This window comes from Pseudomonas sp. TH07 (assembly GCF_016651285.1).
Classification (GTDB): domain Bacteria; phylum Pseudomonadota; class Gammaproteobacteria; order Pseudomonadales; family Pseudomonadaceae; genus Aquipseudomonas.
This window is the reverse complement of record NZ_JAEKED010000001.1, coordinates 3,598,649-3,617,825: the sequence shown is the minus strand read 5'-3', so window position 1 is coordinate 3,617,825 and position 19,177 is coordinate 3,598,649. Positions and strand designations below refer to the sequence as shown.

The following is a 19,177-nucleotide window of genomic DNA, read 5'->3' as shown; positions in this document are numbered from 1 at the left end:
AGCGGGGCGATTATGAAACCGGGCGCCGGAGCTATATACTCCCGCGCCCGTTTTGCTCTTGAGGACTTATGTCATGTCCAACGTCGTCGCCGATCATCTTGTCCTGCTTGACCACCTGCGCAGCATTCTGGTCGCGGTAGGTGAAGCCGAGCAGGTTCCCGAAGAAAGCCACGCCCTGTTTCTGGAACGTTTCGACGAACTGCGTGCCCTGCTGCCGGTCGACCCGATCGAAAGCCAGTACCTGGGCCAGGACCTGATGTGCCAGGTTATCCAGCGTTATCCACAAGTGGCACACCTGGTGCCGCGGGATTTGCTGTGGTTCTTCGCCGGTGACTGCCTGCACTACATGCCCGATGAAGAAATCGACCTGTACCAGGCCCTCGAAGAGCGTCGCTTCGAAGCGGAGCAGAATGACGAGCCGTTCGATTGGAACCAGGAAAAACAGCTGCTGGCGCTCTCCGCCCAGGACAGCAAGCACTGAGCCCGAATCGCTTGCTAAAAAGGCCCGCACGGTAACCCCGGCGGGCCTTTTTTTATGCTGGAACCGGCGCCCTAGAGCAGGCCGTCGCACTCGGGCAATTCGTATTTACCCGCAACCCGCATCACGTCGCCCTGCTTGCCCGGCTTGCTCAAGGTCGGCTCCTTGGCCAGGCACTCCACCAGGTAGTCGATAAACACCCGCAACTTGGGCGGCAGATAACGGGTCGGTGAATGCAGCAGCCAGGCGCCGCCGTGGTAGGAGGCGTGGAAGGTCCAGTCCGGCAGTACCTGCACGATCAGCCCCTGGGCCAGGGCATGGCGCGCGGTGAAATAAGGCAGGCTGCCGATGCCGATATGTTCCAGCACCGCGCCCAGGCGCACGCCGGTGTGATTGGCGGCGTAGCGCCCGCGGACGCCCACAGTCACCGCTTTCGAGCCTTTCTTGAATTTCCAGCGGGCGTCGCTCGGGGTTTCTCCCAAGTAGATGCAACTGTGATCGAGCAGGTCATGGGGGTGGCTGGGAGTGCCATGCTGCGCCAGGTAATGGGGTGTCGCGCAGAGGATGTGATCGATGGTCAACAACTGGCGCCCCACCAGCCCCGCCGGCGGCCGATCGGTGATGCGGATCGCCAGGTCGACGTTATCGTCGATCAGATCGACGCTGCGATCCTCCAGCAGCAACTCCACATCCACTTTGGGATAACGGCGCAGAAATTCCGGCATATGGGGGTGCACGACAAACCGCCCCACGGCCTTGGGCACGCTGATGCGCACCAATCCTTCGGCCTCGTGGGTGAACTGGCCGCTGATCTCCATCACTGACTTGGCGGCGCTGACCATCTCGCTGCAACGCTTGAACACCTCCTCTCCACCTTCGCTCAAACGCAGCTTGCGCGTGGTGCGTTGTAGCAAACGCGTGGCCAGGGCCTTTTCCAGACGGGAGATGCTGCGGCTCACCGCCGAGGGCGACGAGCCCAGTTGCCGCGAGGCTTCCGAGAAGCTTCCGGTCTCCACGACTTTGACGAAAATCGCCATTTCACCCAGCAGCGGCAGCGGAAGATTTATGCTCACAACGCAACAGTCCTTTGATGTTTGAATGGATTATCACGCAATCAGCCCCTTCATATAATTAAAAATTCAATTTTAATAAGAGCCGGGAATATGACGCTTCGCCTCTTCTTCCACAGCGATGAACTCAAGGCCAACGTGGAAGTTCTCGAGTGCAGCGCTCACGAGGACCACTTTGCGGTCGTGCTGCGCGCCACCCTTTTCCACCCTCAAGGCGGCGGACAACCCTGCGACACCGGCTGGATCGGCGAAAGCCAGGTACTGAAAGTAGTCCAGGAACCGGAGCGCATCGTGCATTACGTCGACCAGCCGGTGAAACCGGGGATGATTCAGATCCAGGTCGACCCCCAGCGACGCCAATTCAATACCCGGATGCACTCGGCCGGCCACCTGATCGGCCACTTCGCCGAAACCCTGGGCTGGATACCGACCAAGGCCCACCACTGGCCGGGCGAAGGTCGGGTGTCATTCAAACCCGGGGAAAACCCTCAGGATTTCGACACCGCGACCATTCAGCACGCCCTCGAACAATGGATCGACAATGACCTGCCACGCCTGATTTCCCTACGCGAAGGCTCGCGGGAAATCGGCTTCGGCGAGTTGCCTGCCTACGGATGCGGCGGCACTCATGTCAAGCGCCTACAGGAGTTGGGCACAGTCAATATCGCTTCCCTTTCCAACAAGAAGGGAACGCTCTCGGTTCACTACAGCGTGGACTGACTCATTCAGCGATGTCGCTGCAGACATCACGCGCGACTCATCGCCTGAAGCAAGGGGGGATTGCGCGTGCGCGGTCCCCAGGACTATCTAATAGAGGGATCTAGGACATGATGCTTGACGTCGAGCGGCTCGATGAAACGTGCATAAAAAAACTGGCCAACGAGGAAGTGCTCGCCCTGAGGCTGAAAAACTTCCTGGGCCAGCCCCAGGCGATCGAACTGGGCGATAAGATTCTCGCCCCCGGCTTCGAAGGCTATATCAATGCCCCCAGCATCGGGCGCATCGGCATGGCGTTCTACGAAGCGGAAAACCAGCCGCTGCTGATCGAGGACTACTTCGAGCGCGCCACCTCCAACATCACCGAACTGCGCAATCGCTGCGCGCCCTTCGCCTCCCCCGTCGACACCCTGCGCTGCATGCTCGACGAATCCTGGCCCGCCGGCGCCCACCTGGAGAACCTCTACGGACGCAAGATGTACGTCGGCCTGTCGCGCGTGGTCAAACCCGGCGTGTGCTTTCTGGCTCACCACGACATCTTCGCCAAGGACGCGCCGGAGAGCTTTCAGGCCCGCAGCCTGGAAGCGCAGTTTGCTTGCAACGTCTACCTGAACATGCCCGACGCCGGGGGCGCCTTGCAGATGTGGGACCACGACATTTCCCCCGACCAGTTCGACGAAATGCGCGGCGACAGCTACGGCATCGACCCTGCCCTGCTCGGCCCGCCGACCCTGGAAATCCTGCCCGAGCCCGGGGATTTCATCATGTTCAATTCGCGACGCATGCACTCGGTCACGCCCGGCATCGCTGCGCCGCGCCTGAGCCTGTCGTTCTTTGTCGGCTACCGCGGCAACTCGTCGCCCCTGACTTTCTGGAGTTGAAATGCTTTCCAACTATCTAGGCGAATTCCTCGCCCTGGCGACCATCCACTTCCTGGCCGTGGTCGCCCCCGGCCCGGACTTTGCGGTGACCATCCGCCAGAGCGTGCGTTTCGGGCGAATGGTCGGGCTGTGCACCGCCATTGGCATTGGCGCCGGTATTTCCGTACACGTGCTGTACACCCTGCTGGGGGTCGGCGCGCTGATGCACACCACGCCCTGGCTGCTGACGGTGGCCAAGGTGATCGGCGGGGCCTACATCCTGTACCTGGGGATCAGCCTGTTGCGCAGCAAACCCAAGACCGCCGTCGAAGGCAGCAACGATAGCGTCGAACCGGCGCAACAGCAGACGCTGGGCAAAGCCTTTATGACCGGCTTTCTGACCAACGCCACCAACCCCAAGGCCACGCTGTTTTTCCTGGCGATTTTCACCACGGTCATCAGCGCCAGCACGCCGCTGAAGATTCAGGCGCTGTACGGGATGTGGATGTGCATGGTCAACGCGCTGTGGTTCATCATCGTCGCACTGTTCTTTTCCAGCGCCCGCGTGCGCCAGTTGTTCATGCGCCTGGGGCATTGGTTCGAACGCTGCATGGGGGTGATCCTGATTCTTTTCGCCGGGCGCCTGATCCTGTCGATGTAGCCTCACGCATACCAAAAAGGCCCGCCGGCAATATTTGCCGACGGGCCTTTTTGGTTTCCGCGTGTGCTGAAGATTCAGCGCGACAGCATGAAAGTGTCGTACTCCAGGTCTTCCAAAGCGCTGGAAAGACGATGCAGCCCCAGCAGCACGCACACCAGCAGCGACAGGGTGAACCCATAGCCGAAGAAACTCGGGCCCAGGTACTGGCTGAACAGGGTCAGGACTGCGTTCAACACCGCGAACAACACGCACAACTCCAGGACCACGGTGCGCTTGTCGAGGTAGAAAAACACGTTGAGCAAGGCCATGAATACCACCTGGATACTCACCCCCACCAGGTCGATGTAGAACAGCGGCAGGTAGTAACTGGAGATCCCCAGCCAGTCCAGCAGACGCGGGGCAAACAGAAACAGCAGCACCACCGTCAGCCCCTGCACCTTGCAGATTTCCAGCAGCCCCTGACGAATCGACAAGGTCATTTCGGTTTTCAACTGGCCGATGTGTTGCAGCGTCTCGCCATCGCGAATCGCCCGGAACAGGCGGTCGTACCATTCGGCGAAGTCGGTTTCGATGCGCACCAGGAACACCGCCATGCCGGGGATGATCGCCAGGTACGCGATAAAGATCGGCAAGTCATAGAGGATCGACGCGCGCAACGGGCCGATCACCTGCCCCGAGGTCCCGGGGTTGAACCAGAACATGAACTTGTCGATCCAGATTCCCAGGTTATAGAAGAAGCCGGTGGCCAACAGACTGAGGAATACCTGGCGGCGCTCGAGGAAATCGAAGGCGATCAGTTTCTCGGCGCGGTACTCGCGCAGGATGTCGTACAGGAACAGGAACAGCAGCGTGCTATGGCCAATCAACAACGCCAGCAGCAGCCCGGGCATCTGCAGGAAACTCAGCAGGTAGGCGCTAACCACCATCAGCGTATAGCCCACCAGCATCACCAGCAGGATGCGGTTATAGGCCTTCATCCCCGACAGGAAGATGATCACCAGCCACAGGTTGCACAGCACCACGAAGTTCGCCAGCACCAGCAACCGGTAGATCAGCGGCTGATCGAACAGCAGCGCCAGGATCAACGTCCCGAGGATTCCCGCCGCCAGGGTCACCAGCAACAACACCCCCAGCAGGTTGGGCAGGATCTGCTCAAAGCGCCGCTCGAACAATCGGTCGGAAACGAAGCGGGTGAAAAACAGCTGCAAGCCGCCGGTGAGGATCAGCGAGGTGGCCATCAGGTAAGTGACCGTCACCAGAAACTGCCGCACCAGCACATCGGGCAACAGCAGGCCGAGGCTGATGATGCCCACCAGCATCACACTGACAATCGACAGGACCCAGGGCCCCGAGCTGATCAGCCCGGCATAGACATAGGCGTGCAGGGTGGCGGTGTAGGAATCCCGGGAGAGGATTTTCCGCAGTTCGAAGCCGATCCCGGCCATTAGCAATTCTCCATGGCAGTCTGGTACAGCTCGCGATAGCGCTTGAGCATCAAGGCCTCGGTGTAATAACGGGTCACGCGCAGCAGGCCACTGGCCTGGGCCGCCTGCCAGCTCGCCGGACTGCGCAGCAGCTCGAGGATCGCCGCGCAGGTGGCCTGGGGGTCGGCAATCGCCACCACCTTGCCCGCGCTGCCCAGGTCACGGTCTTCGGCGCTGCCGCCTTCGATCAGCTCGCGGCACGAACCCACGTCACTGCTGACCACCGGCGTCCCGGCGGCCCAGGCCTCGAGAATCACCAGGGGTTGCGCCTCGCTGATGGAGGTCAACACCATCAGGCCCAGTTGCGGCAGGATGTCCTGGATGCGCTGGAAACCGAGGAAATGCACCTTGCCTTCCAGCCCCAGGCTGGCCATCAGGCTGCGGCATTCGCTGACGTATTCCGGGTCTTCTTCTTCCGGGCCGACAATCCAGCCCTCGGCCTCGGGCATCGCGCTGATCACCCCGCGCATGGCCCGCAGGAAGGTTTTGACATCCTTGATCGGCACCACACGGCCGATCAGCCCCACCACCGGGGCGATGCCCGGCGCACGAGCCTCGAGGGCGGCGCTCCATTGCGGCAGGTCGATGCCGTTGGGGATCACCTGGGTCCGCGCCGGGTCGGCACCGTCCTTGATCTGCCGTTGGCGGTTGCCGTCGTACAGGGCGATGATCTGGTCGGCGCTGTTGTAGGTCAGTTGCCCGATGCGTTCGAAAAACCGTACCCACAAGGTGCGGATATAACCCGAACCCGCATCCAGGCTGCCGTTCAGCGCCTGGCCCGAACTCTCGGCGATCCAACTGGCCTGGGCCAGGTCGATCTTGCGTTCCTTGGTGTAGATGCCGTGCTCGCTGAGCAGGTAGGCGCAATTCCAGCGCTGCTTGAGAATGCACCCCAGCATGCCCGCATACCCGGTGGAGATCGCATGCAGCACCCGCGCCCGGGGCATGCGCCGCGACGCTTCGGCCAGCATCAGCAGCGGCGACTGCATCGAGCGCAGGGTCCAGAAATAATTGACGAACGACGGGTCGGCGCAATGCTCGCGATAGCCCTCGCTGAGGGTGGCCCAGCTCGCGCGGCTGCGCAGCACATCATCCAGGGTCAGTTGGCCCTGGGCGATGCTCGCCAGCAGGCGCTCACCGAGCTCGACCGCCGGCTGCTCCGGGTGATGCAGAAAGCGGTACAGGTCCGACAGTTGCTGCTCGTCGGCCGCTCGCGGTGCGGCCCGGCTTTCGCTGAGATGCGTGGCGTCCTCGAGAAACACCTCCTCGATATGCAGCACATTGGCCGGAATCCCGTAGCGTCGTTCAGCGTACGCCTCGCGCTGGCCGCCGATAAACATCACGGAAAAGGTGAGGTCCGGCAAACCGAGGATCATCTGGTGGATCCAGCTGGAAACACCGCCGCGCACGTACGGCCAGGTGCCTTCGAGCAGCAGGCAGATATCGGTCAACGGGGTGTCGTCGCTATGGCTCATGTCCAGCTCCTGACCAATGCCGCGAAGGGCGGACGCTGGCGCATGTCTTCCGGCAGACGGGCCAGCAGCCCGCCGATCTCGTGGTAGCGCCTGGCCTCGAAGGCCAGCTCGGCACAGAACGGCAGCACCTGGGCTTCATCCATGTCACTGGCGCGGGCCTGGTTCAACAGCACTTCGGCCCGTGGAATATCGCCCCGCTCCAGGGCGATGCGCCCGGCCAGCAGTAACAATTCGCCGCCCTTGCCGGCCTGCAGGCCCTGCTCGGCATGTTCACTGGCCTGGTTCAACACGTGTTCGAGCACGCTGCCCTGGGCCAGGCCCAGGTAGGCCAGCTCCCAGTACCAGCGCGCCAGGGTGGCATGCAAGGCTCCCGCCGCCTGCGCGTTTGCGCTGGGCAACTGCGCGAGGGCCAGCTGGATCCGCAGGTTGATGTCGTTTTCCTGCTTGTCGAGCATCGAATACGCCAGCAGCCGCACATCGTCGCTCGGGTCGCCCAGGGCCAGCTTGAGGATCGGCACCGCGTCCCGCCCGGGCATGCGCCGGGTGGCCAGCAGACCGGCCAGGCGCTGATCCGGGTCCGGCGCATGGCGCAGCACATCCTGCAGCCCGGCATCGGCGAAGGTTGGCGAATGCAATTGCACCTGGGCGCGGAATGGCAGCGTGGGAATGCCCACCGCCTGCCAGGCCTGCTTGTCGCGTTTGCGCGGCAGGTACAGCGCCGGGAAGATCGCCGTCACCACGCCCAGGGTGCCCAGCACCGGCACGAAGAACGCCAGGCTGAAGATAAACAGCGGGCTCCAGGGCAGCGGCGCACGGTAGCGTGCCGGCAACAGGCGCCACACGGCCGCGCACAACAGCGCGCTGGCCAGGCCATGGCTGAGGGTAAACGCCAGGAATTGCTGCCATTGCGGGGCGACCATCCACAGGCTGGCCCAACTCCCCGCTTCCAGCAGCAGTGCGCCGCTAAACAGCCACTTGCTGATCATTCAGACCACACTCATTGAACAGGAAATTACGCAGCTCATTACGCTCACCGGCAGGTTCCAGGCTGTAAGGCAGCACCCGCACACCCAGGCTGGCCAGGTCGCTGTCGATGCCGAAGTGCTCGTGCAGCATCAGGCCGATACGGGCCAGATAACCTTCGCCGCCTTCCGGGCTGGTCAGAGGCAGGAGCACCAGCAGCAGGCGATTGCCTCGGCTGTTGAGTAACGGTAACTGCAGGTCCAGCCCACGCTGGCTACGTTCGAACAGGCGCGCCAGTTCGTCGTTGGCGCGGGTCATTTCGAAACCGAACAGGCCGGCGGTCAGGCCGTGCTGCTCGACATCCACCAGCGAACGCTTGAGCTGCTGGGTGAAATGCTGCGCATCGGCATCCGCCAGTTGCAGAACCTGTTGGTCGCGACGCAGCAGGTCGGCGATGTGCCCGGCCAACAGCGCCAGCAAGCTCAAGGTGCGCTCCTGGAAAGCGAAGAACGGCATCTGCCGCACCGCCAGGATCGCCAGCAGGCGGTCTTCGGCGTCGATCAACGGGATGCAGGCCTGCAACGAAGAAAACTGCATCGAATGACCGGCATCGATCAGTTCCTGACGCACGCTCACCAGCTCGCCGCGCTCCAGGCACAATTTGATCAGCTCGTCGTCGACATCCAGCGCGCCCATGACCCCGATGCTGGCCAAGGCCTCAGGCAGCACCTGTTTTTCGTTCTCATGCACCCGGTACAAACCGGCCACCCGCAACGAGCCGTACTGGCCCAACACCGCCAGCACCGCATCGGCCAACAGCGCCAGGCCATCGCCCTGCCCCGGCATCAGCCGCAGTTTGTCGCGCAGGCCCAGCAGGGAGCTGCGCAGGCTCTGGTCACTGCCCGCCACACGCTGCTCGAGCAGGTCGTGGGAGACCCTGAGGATCTGGTGCGAGCGGGTGAACTCGTCAAGGCGGTACTGGCGATAGTTGTTGGCCATCTGCAAGCGCTGCAGGCGCCGCTCCCACAGATCCCGGACCTCGCCCACCAGCATCCCGCAGACCAGTACGCCGACAATGAATGACGGTTCGATCTCGGCATAACCTTCAAGCCCGTTATGACGCAGGACAAACACCGCCAGCACCAACAGCCCGGCGCTGAGCAGCCCGCGGACAAAACCGTAGCGCACCCCGACCAGCAAGGGCGCCAGCACCGGCCAGGGAAAGGGCGCGAACATCTGCAGCGGGTCGTTCGGGGCCAGCCACAGCCCCAGGCCGATGGCCAGGCCGGTGACCAGGAAGGTTTCCAGCCAAGACACCGGGCCGCTGGCGCGAGGCGCCAGGCTGTAATCCATGTGCGGAGAATTCATTGCGATCACTCGAACCGAAGGGCGCCAACAAGTTTGCCGAGCACCTTTTGCGCAGTGCCGGCCAGGCTTTCACGGGACCAGCCGGCGCGCGCGCCACTCTTGCTCCACAGCACACGACCAGTGCCGGCTTCCAGCACGCGCAGGCTGATGCCTACCGCCGGCTCGCCGTCGAGACCGTTCTTGTACTGCCATTCCTCGACGCTGCCGGCGACCACGTAATCGAGCTTCTGCTCACGGGCCCAATCCAGGGCACCGGCCAGGCGCTCGTTGTCATCCATCAGCGCCTGTTCGCCCTGGGTCGAGACCGGGTAAACCTGCGGCTGCACGCCATGGCTGCTGAGCACACTGAGCAGAATCTGCTCGCTGCGTTCACCGGCCTGGGGCGTCTGCGAGTAGTTGACCATCGGCACGATGCCCCACTGTGCATTGCGCGGCAGGCCCGGGCTGGTTTCGCTGGTGAAGCTGGCGCAACCGGCCATGAGCAGGGCGGCCAGCGCCAGGCTCAGGTTACGAATTGATTGCATAGGTTTTATCTCCTGTAGACATTCCATGATCAGCGTCCGAAACGCACGCCGTAGCTCACACCCAGGATGCCGCCGGACTGCCCGTCCCCGCCTTGTGGCGCAGATTGGTAGCCAAGGGTCAGGGCCAGTTCGTCATCCCCAAGAATCTCGACACCGATACCGGTGCTGAGGCCGTAGTTGAAACTTTTGTCGAACCACTGCCAGCCGGCCGTGACATCCACCAGCCAGGTGTATTGCGGACGTGTGCGGTTCAAGGCACCGGGCATGCCGCGCCGCCACGAACTGCCCACATACAGCTGGCCGTAACGGCTTTGCAACAGATCACTGGCCAGCACCGTGGGCGACTCAAGCGGGTTGTCCGGGTTCTTCACCGGGCCACCGTTGCCACTGGCCAAGTCGTCCAGGGTGCGGTCATCGACCCGGTTGTGCTGGTAGTCGATACCGCTGCGCAGGGTCCAGTTCGGCCCTTCGAATTCCAGGGTGTGGTTGTATTCCATCTTCAATGCCTGCCCCTGGCCCAGGGAGTCGCCACCCCGGGTGGAAAACGACTTCTGTGCCACTTCCCAGCTCAGTTGGTCACGGGCAGACAACCCATGGCGCCCGGCCAGCCAGACACTGTCGTGCTGGCCGAAAGCACGCATCAGCCCGCTGTCCTCGCTCTTGCGGTGCCAGTCGACCCCGGTCTCCAGCTCATCGCTGACGCCCAGCTGCCAAGTGCGGCTGAGCCCCAGGCCATTGCGGTCATCGTCCCGACGCTGGCTGGTATCGGCGATCAGTTTGTAGCTGCCGTTCTCTACCTGACGCTGCAAGGTCAATTCGCCATTGCGCTCCTGACCCAGGCGCGAAGAAATCAGCTGGTCACTGTTGTAGGTGCCCTGCTCCAGGACCAGGTTGGCGTACCACTGGTCCCCCAGGTTGCGCGCAACCCGCAGGCGCGGCGCGTTGAACTCCAGCCCGCCGTAGTCTTGCTCCTGCCACGACAGTTGCGCGCCCTGGGGCGTGCGCTCGTGGATCTCCACGGCCTGGCGTCGCAACTGCTCGCGTACGGCCTGGGGCTGTTCGTCGCCGAGGGCCGACAGGCTCACGTCCAGGGCCGCGCCGTCACGCCCCAGGCGACTCAGGGCCTGGGCCCGTTGGGCCGGGTTGAGGTCACTGCTGGCAAGCAAGGTTTCGACCTGCGCCGTGTTGCGGCTGCGCAAGGCTTCCTGGATCTGCTCATAGCGCTCGACCTTCAGGCCTTGCTGGCGAGCCCAGGCCAGCCATTGATCCTTTTGCGCTTCCTGATTGGTCGCGTCGAGGCGCGCCAGCAAGCGGTCGAACCACAACTGCAGCATGGCCGGCGAACCGTCCTGCCACTTCAGCACCTGCTGCTGGGCCTTGCGCGGCGAGTAACTGCTGGCCACCAGGCGCAGCCAGATCCCGTAGCGCGGCGATTGCGGCTGCAAGTTGTCGCCCTCGGGGCTGCGCAACAGCTTGAGGCGCAAACGCTGGGCCGCGTCCTGATAACCGGCGCCGTCCAGGGCATCGGCATAGGCCGCCTGCACCAGCCAATCGTTGGGGCTGCCCTTGAGGTACAGGCGATACCAGGCCAAGGCCTCGCTGTTGCGGCCAAGCATCTGGCTGGCGCTGGCGAATGGCAGCCACAGGGTCCGGTCCTGCCGCGCCTGGGTCCGCCACTGGCTGAGCAATGGCTTGAGCTGCTCGACCCGGCCCTGATCGACATACAGCCACATCAACCGTTCGCGAAACAGGTTGTCGTAGGGGAAGCGGGCCAGGCCCGACAGGTACAGGCGCTGCGCCTCGTCGAACTGCCCCTGCTGCATCGCCAGGGCACCGCGCGCCGCCACCACCTGGGCCTGATCGTAGACCGCCGGGTACTGCTCGGCGTCCTTGATCAACGCGGCCACCTGCGGCCAGTCCTGCAGTTCCTGGGCTTGCTGCAAGGCTTCCACCAGGCGCTGCGGATCATGGCTGCGCTGCCAGCCGGCGACCATCAGGGCCAAGGCTCGTTGCGGATCGCTGGTGCGATACAGGGTGATCAACTGGCTCTCGTCGCCGCTGTTCAGCGAGCCCTTGAGCGCCAGCAGTTTCTCCAGGGAAACCTGCAACTCATCATCCAGCTCCAGGTCCCAGGCCAGTGCCGCGCGGGTACGCCAGTAGCTGTCGTCAGTGATCTTGCGGTTATCCACCTGCAACACCTTCCAGGCGGCCTGATTGTCGAAGAGCTTGAGCCACGTGTTGGCCCAGTCGACGCGTTCGGTGCTGGTCAGGGCAAAGCGGCTCGACATGCCGCTGTAGGCCTTGGTCTTGGCCGCGAACTGGCCAGTGTTTTCCAGGTTCTGCAGCAGGCGGGTCCAGGCCAGGCGGTGTTTCGGGTACTTGCGCAGATAGGTGTGCAGCCAGGCCTCGGCCTGCTCCGGGGTGCCGCGGGATTCATGACCGTAGATCAGCGCATCGAGCTCGACGTCAGTCAGCGCCCGCTGGTCCATGATGCCGGCCAGTAACGGGATGCTGCGATCAAAGTCGAATTGCTGGCTCGCCAGGCGCCAGGCGTGCTCGCGGGTCTGCGGGTCTTCACGCAACGCCAGCAGGCGGATCCAGTACCCCAGTGCCTCATAGGTCTGGCCCCGCCATTCGCCAAGGTGGCCCATCTGCTCCAGCAGCTCGGGGTCATCCGGGTGAGCCGCCAGCAGTTGCTGGCCGGCACTCCAGGCGCCGTCGAGGTCGCCCAGAGCCAGGCGCATCGTGAAGTCCTTGGCCAGGATCCGCGGGTTATCCGGCTGCAAGGTGCGCCATTGCTGCACCAGGCGCTGCGCGAGGTCGAAGCGCTTGTTGGCCACGGCCACATCCACGCCCTGTTCCAGCCAGGCCGCATCGGTTTCCGGGTTGTTGAGCTGGTCCAGTTCATCGGCCAATACCTGCGCCGCCTGCTCGCCACGTCCGGCGGCCAGCAGGCTGTTGAAAGCCAGCTGCGCGTAGCGACGGCGCTCTTCGGGTTGCTGAGTGTCCTGCTTGAGCAGCAGGTAGATGTCCGCGGCACGGCCCGGCTCCTCCCCCGCCAGGTACCACTGGGCAGCGGATTTGAGCGATTCGATACGCTGCTGCGGGTCGCGCTCGGCCAGTTCTTCATAAACCCCGGCGGCGAACGCCGGGGCTTGCAGGCTCAGCGCCAACTTGGCCAGGCGCTGCAATTGCGGCAGCGGCAACTGGCGATGGTCGAAGGCTTGCAGACGCTCCACCAGGCCCTTTGCGGCGCCCTGTTCCTGGCTGCTGGCGGCGACCAGGGTGTCGATTTCCAGCTGGTAATACGCGAGCAACGTCGGCTGCGGATGGGCCCAGCTGTCCAGGTTCTGTCGGGCTTTGGTGTAGTCGCCCAACTGGATCAACAGGTCCACCAACTGCAAGCGCAGGCGGTCATCTTCCGGGTGCGCAGCCAGCAGCAGTTCGGCGTAATTGGCCGACACGGCGTCCGGCTGCCGGCCATCGGGCTCGAACAGTTCTTCTCGCTGGAAGGTCAGCCACAACAGGCCGCCCACGGCGACCGCTATCACTACCAGTGCCCAGGGATTGAGCAGCCGGCTGCTTTCAGTTGCAGAGGAGTTGGGCATGACTCACCTGCTTCATGGGGAGTTGGAAATGCCAGAGGCCTGCCGACCCCTGACCCGCGAAACGCTGGCCGTCGACTTCAACCCGGCAGACGCCAGGCGCACGTACCGAGAAGCTCAAATCGATCTGGCCGGCAAAAGAGAAACTCACCCGGCGCTCATCCAGGTAGCGCCATTCCTGCAGCGGCAAGTTGGCTTCCTCCAGGGCCGGACGCGGGTCGCGATCGGCCCGCAAAACCAGCAACGCACGGTCGCTGCTCAAGTGCACATATCGCCCTTGGGGCAAATCGCGAACCCCGGCGATACCGCTGGAGCGACCCAGGTCCGGCCAGCCCATCTGCGGGTCCAGGCGCAGGGTGCGCAAGGCATCCATGCCCCGTACCTGCCAGGCGCCATCGGCGGTGCGCGCCAGGCTGGACTGGTACAGGCCGTGCAGGCGATCCAGGTAATCACTCATCCACAGGGAGATCGGCTGCTGGCCTTTCATGTAGCCGTAGATCTCGTTCATGGCCTTGATCGAGGCCTGCTTGGTGCTGGAATAGAAGTGGTAATACAGGTGCAGGCCGCGCATGCGCCGTGGGCTGTCGGTCAGCTCGAAGGTGTCGATCACATCGCGAAAGCCGTAGTACGGGCCTTTCCACAGGTTGGTGTAGAGGTTCTCGTTGATGATCGGCGCGTAATACTGCAAGCCGCCTTCGGTGGGACGCAGCAGCGGGTTGAGCCCGGTCAGCGACGGGTTGGCGCGGGTCAGCATGGTCTCGGCGCCGTTCACGTTCTTTAGCCCGGCGTCGTAGGCCAGCTTGATGGTCGACGGCGCGGGCAAAGCGTCACCCGGCCAGAACACCACCTTGACCGGTTTTTCGGGGGTGGTCAGGTGCTGATTGATGTAGTCCCGCGAACCGAAGATCTCACGCCGAAAATCGATTTTGTCGTAGCCCGGAATGGCCATTTTCAAGCCGTACTCAGGGTTGAAACCTTCGCGTTTCTTCGCCACTTCCGGCTGCATGAAAAACGGATGGCTGAAGGTGTGGGTGGCGACTTCGACTTTCGGGTCGGCAAAAATATCCCGGGCAATCGGCTCCAGCTCCCGGGCCAGGAACGGGAACATGCCGCGCGGGGAAATCTCGCCTTCGATGATCGACACCGACGTCAGGAACGGGTTGGGACGGATGAAATCATCCAGCACCTGCTTGCCGGCATAGGGCGTACCCCGGACCTCGGCGCGCGAGGGGAAGCCGTCACCGTCAATGTGCACCGTGGCAATGCGACGACCGTTTTCGGTGGTGGTGTCCGGACGCGGCTGCACCGGCAGGCGCAAGGCCGCCTGGAGGAAGGCAAACGGATCGAGAATCCAGCGGCTGCGCTCGTTGTTCACTTCCAGAACATAAGGCGCCAGCGCCAGGCCGCCCCACGCCGCGACCGCTACTGGCGCAAACTCCTGGCCGCCCTCGCCCTTGAGCAGCAATGCGGCCTTGGGGCCTTTGGGCAACAGAGAGATGGCGGTCAGGTCACGGGAACGCGGCTGCACCGGTGCTTCGAACGCGCCGATCAGGGCCTTGTCCTGGTAGGTAATCTGCAACGCCTGGGTCGCCGGCGGCGCGGAGCGTTCGAGCCCCAGGCGCTTGAGCAGGACCTTGTCCTCCACCGGAAGGCCGGCGAAAAACACCAGCGGCACCTGCTCGTCGAGGCGCTTGTTGAGCCAGCGGTTGAACACCTGGCTGTCTTGCGGCGCACCGCTGGTCATCCAGGTCAAAACGCCGGCGTACAGGCCGCTGAAGCTGTACTCAGGCAGCGCATCGGCCGCCAGGTAATCCACGCGATAGCCCAGGTACTCCAGCAAGCCGCCGAGCAGGGTGTGCCCGGCATTGCGGATCAGGTCGCCTTCACGCGGGTCGAACACCAGGGCGATACGCCGGGGCTGGACTTCAATGCTGCTGATGCCTAGGGAATCCAGGTCCGGGGTGCCGATGTAAGGGATAAACCCCTCGTCGCGCAGGCGCCGAGCCAGTTTGCGCGCCTCTTCACGCCGTTCCGGCGGCAGGTAGTCGATGGCCACCAGCGGGATGCCCTTGGCGCGCAACGGTTGCAGGTGAGTTTCCAGCCACTGGCGATCCGCTTCCGGGACCGGGCGATAACGCTTGGCCGAAGCATCCCAACCGGCGTGGATCGACTCCACGGCGACCGCCGCAGGCACACCCTCCAGCTCCGGCAACACCTCGAAGCCGCGGTTGAAAAACAGCTTCAGGGCCGGTTGGCGCTGATGCAGTTCCCGCAGGAAACTGGCCAGGGCCAGGCGTTGGGCTTCCTGGTCTGCGGCCGGAAGCAGTTGAAAACTGTCCAGGGTGTCGAGGAACAGACCGGCATAACCCTGGGCCTGCAGCGCCTTGGCCTGGGCGAACAGATACTCGCGCCAGGCCGGTGCTGCCAGGTTCATCACCTGGCTGTTCCAGGCCTTGTTGCGCGTCGGGCTGACGGCGGCGCCCAGGGCTTGCTGGTCCAGCTCGCGCTTGCCGCCGTGGAACTCACCCACCGAGAGATAAGCGAACGGCTGGCTGCCCATCCCACTCAGGGTTTTGACATCCGCGGCCGCCATGTGCCCCGGCTCGACCACGGCCCAGTCAAATTGCGCCAGCTCCGGCAACGGCGGTTTATCGGCGTACCAGAACGCAACACTGGAAGGCGCCACCGGGGCCGCGGCATGCACCGCCGCGCCAGTAAAACAGAGCGTCAGGGCAGCCAGCAGGCGTTTGATGGCCGAGCAGAAGTGCGTCCCGCGAAAAACGTTTTCCATAACTCACTCTTGAGATGACTGAGCCGATACGTGGATGTCTCGGCTGATGTGACGGACCGAGTTACAAACTGCGGATCAGTTGCGCCAGGCCATCGCCGATAGAGGTCGGTGCTGGCAGGGTGAAGCGCTCGAGCAGACGAGTGTTATTGGCGCGCGAGTGGCGAATGTCGCCCAGACGTGGCGCGTGGTGGATCACGGTCAGGGGGCTGCCGGTGGCGCGGCCCAGTTCGCCGATCAGGTCATTGAGGCTGGTGGAACGGCTGAGGCCGACGTTGACCGCACCAGGGGCCGGCTGATCGGCTTGCAGCGCCTGGATCAGGATGCTGACCAGGTCCGCTACATAGACGAAATCACGGGTCTGATCACCATCACCGAAGACCGCCACCGGCTGCTTGGCCATGGCCCGCTCGGTGAAGATGCTGATCACCCCGGAATACGGCGAAGACGGGTCCTGGCGCGGCCCGAAAATATTGAAAAAGCGCAGGATCACCGGCTCCAGGCCGTGCTGGCGGCGATAGAAGTCCAGGTAGTACTCGCTCGCCAGCTTGTCGGCGGCATAAGGCGTGAGTGGTGACTTGGCGGTGTCCTCGGGGATCGCCGTGCCCTCGCCGTTATTGCCGTAGATCGCCGCGCTGGATGCGAACACCACCCGGTGGATGCCGGCGTGCAGCATGTTTTCGCAGACGTTGAGGGTGCCGACGAAGTTGCTCTGATGGGTCGCGACCGGGTCGTCCACCGACGCTTGTACCGAGGCCACGGCAGCCAGATGCACCACGGCCTGGCAGCCAGACATGGCCTGGGCCACGGCATCGCTGTCGGCGACATCGCCGATGATCAGGCTCAGGTTGCCATTGTCCATGGGCAGGTTATTCACCTTACCGGTGGACAGGTTATCCAGCACACGGACCTTGTAGCCCATGGCCAGCAACGCTTCGACCAAATGAGAGCCGATAAAGCCAGCTCCGCCCGTCACCAATATCCGCTCAGAAAACATGCAAAAACTCCAAGAAACTGTATCCGCCTGCCACTTTCAGCCTGCCAAGGGGCTGGGCCGGCGCAGGGCATCAATGCCTGCCGCTGTTTTCGTCGGAAAACCCCGCCAAAGACGGCGTTTCGGCCGAATTTGAACGCGATTCGCCGCGACGCATAGCTGGCTATGCGCCATCGAATGCGGCGCCGATAGTGAGATACCCGCCCAAGAGTGTCAATATTTTGTTTTTGCTTTGTATTTTTTCGCGGACAAACGGTAATACGCCAATAAAATGCCATTTGTTTGACGACAATATAGAGTCGCTCTATAAAAAGGACTGCGCCCATAGCGGCAAGACGCCCGATCTAAAGCGGTTTCCCTAGGATCGACGCCACGTCAGGCGATTGAGTGGCTCCGACTGAAAGACTGAAAAAATGGCTGATATGCCATGGTGCAGGCGGAACTTCTTGGGAGATTCGAGGACTTCAGGAGGGATGGCAGGCTCGGATTCGTGCCTGGAGATCAATAATCCACTGTTTGAAAAAACAGTGGATCGGTAAATCGCGGACAAACAAAAACGCCGCTCAATGAGCGGCGTTTTTGTGAAATTGGAGCGGGAAACGAGACTCGAACTCGCGACCCCGACCTTGGCAAGGTCGTGCTCTACCAACTGAGCTATTCCCGCAAATGGCGTCCCCTAGGGGACTCGAACCCCTGTTACCGCCGTGAAAGGGCGGTGTCCTAGGCCACTAGACGAAGGGGACACGCTAACTGAAATACATGGTGTGTATTCCAGTGCCCAGACCCGAATCCGGAGACTTGGTCCTGGTTTCACTCAGCACCACCCGAAGGCACTGCTGTTTAAAATTGGAGCGGGAAACGAGACTCGAACTCGCGACCCCGACCTTGGCAAGGTCGTGCTCTACCAACTGAGCTATTCCCGCATATGGCGTCCCCTAGGGGACTCGAACCCCTGTTACCGCCGTGAAAGGGCGGTGTCCTAGGCCACTAGACGAAGGGGACACACGTACAACATTCACTGCTTACTGCGTTTCGCTGTGTGCTTTACGCTGTAAGTGGCGCGCATTCTATGGATGGATTGGGGGGTCGTCAACCCCCTGATATAAATTTATTTAAATCAATGACTTCCCCGCCGATTACCAGGCTGGGCGAGCATTTCTGTCGCCCGGGCTTTGACGCCTATATTCTGGCACCCGACAAGGCGTTATAGTCCAGCGCTGCCAATGATGGCAATGTGCACCTATTGCCGCCACTACCTATATAAGCAGCGTTGCAGCTTGGCCCGGCTCGTCGAGCGGCGCTATGCGCCCCCATGCGAAGCCACTACACTCGCACGCGAAATCCTATAAAGAGGTCTTAACGGTGACACCACTCATGATCACCCTGCTAGTTGTAGCCGGGATCGTAATACTGATCGCCATTGGCTACATGAACCATGTGGTGGAAAACAGCAAACTGGAAAAGGCCCGCACCAAGGTCGAACTCAATGATCGCCTGCGTCGTTGCGGCGAAATCACCGAGACATTCCCCGGCCAGTTGATGACACCGGCGCTCAAGCTGCTGCTGACCCGACTGGAACTCAACGTCAACCAGCGCCTGCTCAACCTGCACAAGTCCGATAGCGGGATCAAGGCCCGTATCGCCGAGCTCAATGCGTTGATCGCCCAGGGCGAATCGATCCCGGTGAACAACCCACCCTGCCCGATCCAGACCGAAGCCAAGGCCAAGGATGTGCGCTTTCTGCTAGAAGCCATGCACGGCCAGGTGACGCGCGCGGCCCAGGACGGCTTTTTGCCGACCAATGAAGCCAAGCGCTGGATCCGCGAGATCCGCCATCTGCTGGTGCTGTTGCACATCGAGTTCTTCAACAACCTTGGCCAGCATGCCCTGCAGCAGGGCCAGCCCGGCCAGGCGCGCCTGGCTTTCGAGCGCGGCGCCCAGTACCTGCGCAAGCAGCAGGACCCGAACACCTACAGGGAGCAACTTGAGTACCTGGAGAAGCTCCTGGCCCGGGCCAACTCGATGGTGCTGGCCAGCACCCAGCCGGTCGAAGGCGAAGTCAACCAGTTGACCGAAGGCCTGAAGACCGCCGAAACCGATGCCGACTGGAAGAAGAAAGCGATCTACGATTGATGCCAGCCCCTTGCCCCACGAGCTCCTCGTGCGGCAAGGGCCAGGACCTGCCCTCAA

14 protein-coding genes, 4 tRNA genes and 1 pseudogene are annotated in these 19,177 nt (G+C 62.7%); 6 read left to right on the top strand and 13 right to left on the bottom strand.

Going from position 1 to position 19,177, the window contains the following annotated elements:
* The first annotated feature begins 73 nt into the window (after positions 1–73).
* On the top strand, positions 74–481 hold the full coding sequence (locus JFU57_RS16820; protein WP_020300245.1) for a PA2817 family protein: 408 nt from the start codon (positions 74–76) through the stop codon (positions 479–481).
* Between the two features lie 71 nt (positions 482–552).
* Here JFU57_RS16820 and JFU57_RS16815 read toward each other — a convergent pair whose 3' ends face one another.
* Entirely contained in the window at positions 553–1,551 is a 999-nt protein-coding gene (locus tag JFU57_RS16815) for a LysR substrate-binding domain-containing protein (protein WP_201130096.1), read from the bottom strand.
* A 90-nt stretch (positions 1,552–1,641) separates the two neighbouring features.
* Here JFU57_RS16815 and JFU57_RS16810 point away from each other — a divergent pair, with 90 nt between their 5' ends.
* The 3 genes from JFU57_RS16810 to JFU57_RS16800 all read left to right on the top strand — a co-directional run bounded on the left by JFU57_RS16810 (position 1,642) and on the right by JFU57_RS16800 (position 3,786).
* The gene (locus JFU57_RS16810) at positions 1,642–2,268 is read left to right on the top strand and encodes a hypothetical protein (RefSeq protein ID WP_078471066.1); all 627 of its coding nucleotides are present in this window, start codon (positions 1,642–1,644) and stop codon (positions 2,266–2,268) included.
* Between the two features lie 107 nt (positions 2,269–2,375).
* Positions 2,376–3,146, top strand: a complete 771-nt coding sequence (locus JFU57_RS16805; protein ID WP_078471065.1) for a 2OG-Fe(II) oxygenase — start codon at positions 2,376–2,378, stop codon at positions 3,144–3,146.
* Between the two features lies 1 nt (position 3,147).
* Positions 3,148–3,786, top strand: coding sequence for a LysE family translocator (locus JFU57_RS16800; RefSeq protein ID WP_078471064.1), 639 nt, complete (start codon positions 3,148–3,150; stop codon positions 3,784–3,786).
* A gap of 74 nt (positions 3,787–3,860) precedes the next feature.
* Here JFU57_RS16800 and pelG read toward each other — a convergent pair whose 3' ends face one another.
* From pelG to JFU57_RS16760, 8 genes are all read right to left on the bottom strand, one after another.
* A complete protein-coding gene (gene pelG, locus JFU57_RS16795; RefSeq protein WP_078471063.1) occupies positions 3,861–5,231 on the bottom strand; it encodes an exopolysaccharide Pel transporter PelG in 1,371 nt (456 codons plus the stop codon).
* On the bottom strand, positions 5,231–6,745 hold the full coding sequence (pelF, locus tag JFU57_RS16790) for a GT4 family glycosyltransferase PelF (RefSeq protein WP_201130093.1): 1,515 nt from the start codon (positions 6,743–6,745) through the stop codon (positions 5,231–5,233). Before pelF ends, pelG begins: the two co-directional genes overlap by 1 nt.
* Positions 6,742–7,731 carry a HEAT repeat domain-containing protein gene (locus tag JFU57_RS16785; RefSeq protein WP_201130091.1) on the bottom strand — a complete coding sequence of 330 codons (990 nt, stop codon included), beginning with the start codon at positions 7,729–7,731 and terminating at the stop codon, positions 6,742–6,744. The genes pelF and JFU57_RS16785 overlap by 4 nt, the downstream gene beginning before the upstream one ends.
* Positions 7,709–9,076, bottom strand: coding sequence for a PelD GGDEF domain-containing protein (locus JFU57_RS16780; RefSeq protein WP_078471060.1), 1,368 nt, complete (start codon positions 9,074–9,076; stop codon positions 7,709–7,711). The genes JFU57_RS16785 and JFU57_RS16780 overlap by 23 nt, the downstream gene beginning before the upstream one ends.
* 5 nt (positions 9,077–9,081) lie before the next feature.
* A complete protein-coding gene (locus JFU57_RS16775) occupies positions 9,082–9,600 on the bottom strand; it encodes a hypothetical protein (protein WP_020300236.1) in 519 nt (172 codons plus the stop codon).
* A gap of 29 nt (positions 9,601–9,629) precedes the next feature.
* Entirely contained in the window at positions 9,630–13,208 is a 3,579-nt protein-coding gene (locus JFU57_RS16770) for a tetratricopeptide repeat protein (RefSeq protein WP_201130089.1), read from the bottom strand.
* Complete coding sequence (locus tag JFU57_RS16765; protein ID WP_201130087.1) at positions 13,186–15,996, bottom strand: bifunctional glycoside hydrolase 114/ polysaccharide deacetylase family protein; 2,811 nt, start codon at positions 15,994–15,996, stop codon at positions 13,186–13,188. Before JFU57_RS16765 ends, JFU57_RS16770 begins: the two co-directional genes overlap by 23 nt.
* 61 nt (positions 15,997–16,057) lie before the next feature.
* Positions 16,058–16,969: an NAD-dependent epimerase/dehydratase family protein gene (locus tag JFU57_RS16760; protein ID WP_443217345.1), complete on the bottom strand. Its 912-nt coding sequence runs from the start codon at positions 16,967–16,969 to the stop codon at positions 16,058–16,060.
* On the opposite strand from JFU57_RS16760, the pseudogene JFU57_RS33665 reads away from it, so the two are divergent.
* Positions 16,853–17,146 (top strand): annotated as a pseudogene (locus JFU57_RS33665) (hypothetical protein); the annotation flags it as partial. The gene JFU57_RS16760 and the pseudogene JFU57_RS33665 sit on opposite strands and share 117 nt — an antisense overlap.
* 429 nt (positions 17,147–17,575) lie before the next feature.
* Here the strand turns inward: JFU57_RS33665 and JFU57_RS16755 are convergent.
* The 4 genes from JFU57_RS16755 to JFU57_RS16740 form a co-directional block, all read right to left on the bottom strand.
* Positions 17,576–17,651, bottom strand: a tRNA-Gly gene (locus JFU57_RS16755).
* A 3-nt stretch (positions 17,652–17,654) separates the two neighbouring features.
* A tRNA-Glu gene (locus JFU57_RS16750) sits at positions 17,655–17,730 on the bottom strand.
* 104 nt (positions 17,731–17,834) lie between these two features.
* Positions 17,835–17,910: transfer RNA gene (locus JFU57_RS16745), tRNA-Gly, on the bottom strand.
* Between the two features lie 3 nt (positions 17,911–17,913).
* Positions 17,914–17,989 (bottom strand) — tRNA-Glu (locus JFU57_RS16740).
* Positions 17,990–18,361: 372 nt separating this feature from the next.
* On the opposite strand from JFU57_RS16740, the gene JFU57_RS16735 reads away from it, so the two are divergent.
* The gene (locus tag JFU57_RS16735) at positions 18,362–19,120 is read left to right on the top strand and encodes a hypothetical protein (protein WP_078471057.1); all 759 of its coding nucleotides are present in this window, start codon (positions 18,362–18,364) and stop codon (positions 19,118–19,120) included.
* Positions 19,121–19,177 lie beyond the last annotated feature (57 nt).

What these genes read in the sequence shown, in the direction of transcription:
- JFU57_RS16820 (WP_020300245.1), top strand. Translation starts at nt 74, where the DNA reads ATGTCCAACGTCGTCGCCGATCATCTTGTCCTGCTTGACCACCTGCGC.
- JFU57_RS16810 (WP_078471066.1), top strand. Translation starts at nt 1,642, where the DNA reads ATGACGCTTCGCCTCTTCTTCCACAGCGATGAACTCAAGGCCAACGTG.
- JFU57_RS16805 (WP_078471065.1), top strand. Translation starts at nt 2,376, where the DNA reads ATGATGCTTGACGTCGAGCGGCTCGATGAAACGTGCATAAAAAAACTG.
- JFU57_RS16800 (WP_078471064.1), top strand. Translation starts at nt 3,148, where the DNA reads ATGCTTTCCAACTATCTAGGCGAATTCCTCGCCCTGGCGACCATCCAC.
- pelG (WP_078471063.1), bottom strand. Translation starts at nt 5,231, where the DNA reads ATGGCCGGGATCGGCTTCGAACTGCGGAAAATCCTCTCCCGGGATTCC.
- pelF (WP_201130093.1), bottom strand. Translation starts at nt 6,745, where the DNA reads ATGAGCCATAGCGACGACACCCCGTTGACCGATATCTGCCTGCTGCTC.
- JFU57_RS16785 (WP_201130091.1), bottom strand. Translation starts at nt 7,731, where the DNA reads ATGATCAGCAAGTGGCTGTTTAGCGGCGCACTGCTGCTGGAAGCGGGG.
- JFU57_RS16780 (WP_078471060.1), bottom strand. Translation starts at nt 9,076, where the DNA reads ATGAATTCTCCGCACATGGATTACAGCCTGGCGCCTCGCGCCAGCGGC.
- JFU57_RS16775 (WP_020300236.1), bottom strand. Translation starts at nt 9,600, where the DNA reads ATGCAATCAATTCGTAACCTGAGCCTGGCGCTGGCCGCCCTGCTCATG.
- JFU57_RS16770 (WP_201130089.1), bottom strand. Translation starts at nt 13,208, where the DNA reads ATGCCCAACTCCTCTGCAACTGAAAGCAGCCGGCTGCTCAATCCCTGG.
- JFU57_RS16765 (WP_201130087.1), bottom strand. Translation starts at nt 15,996, where the DNA reads ATGGAAAACGTTTTTCGCGGGACGCACTTCTGCTCGGCCATCAAACGC.
- JFU57_RS16735 (WP_078471057.1), top strand. Translation starts at nt 18,362, where the DNA reads ATGATCACCCTGCTAGTTGTAGCCGGGATCGTAATACTGATCGCCATT.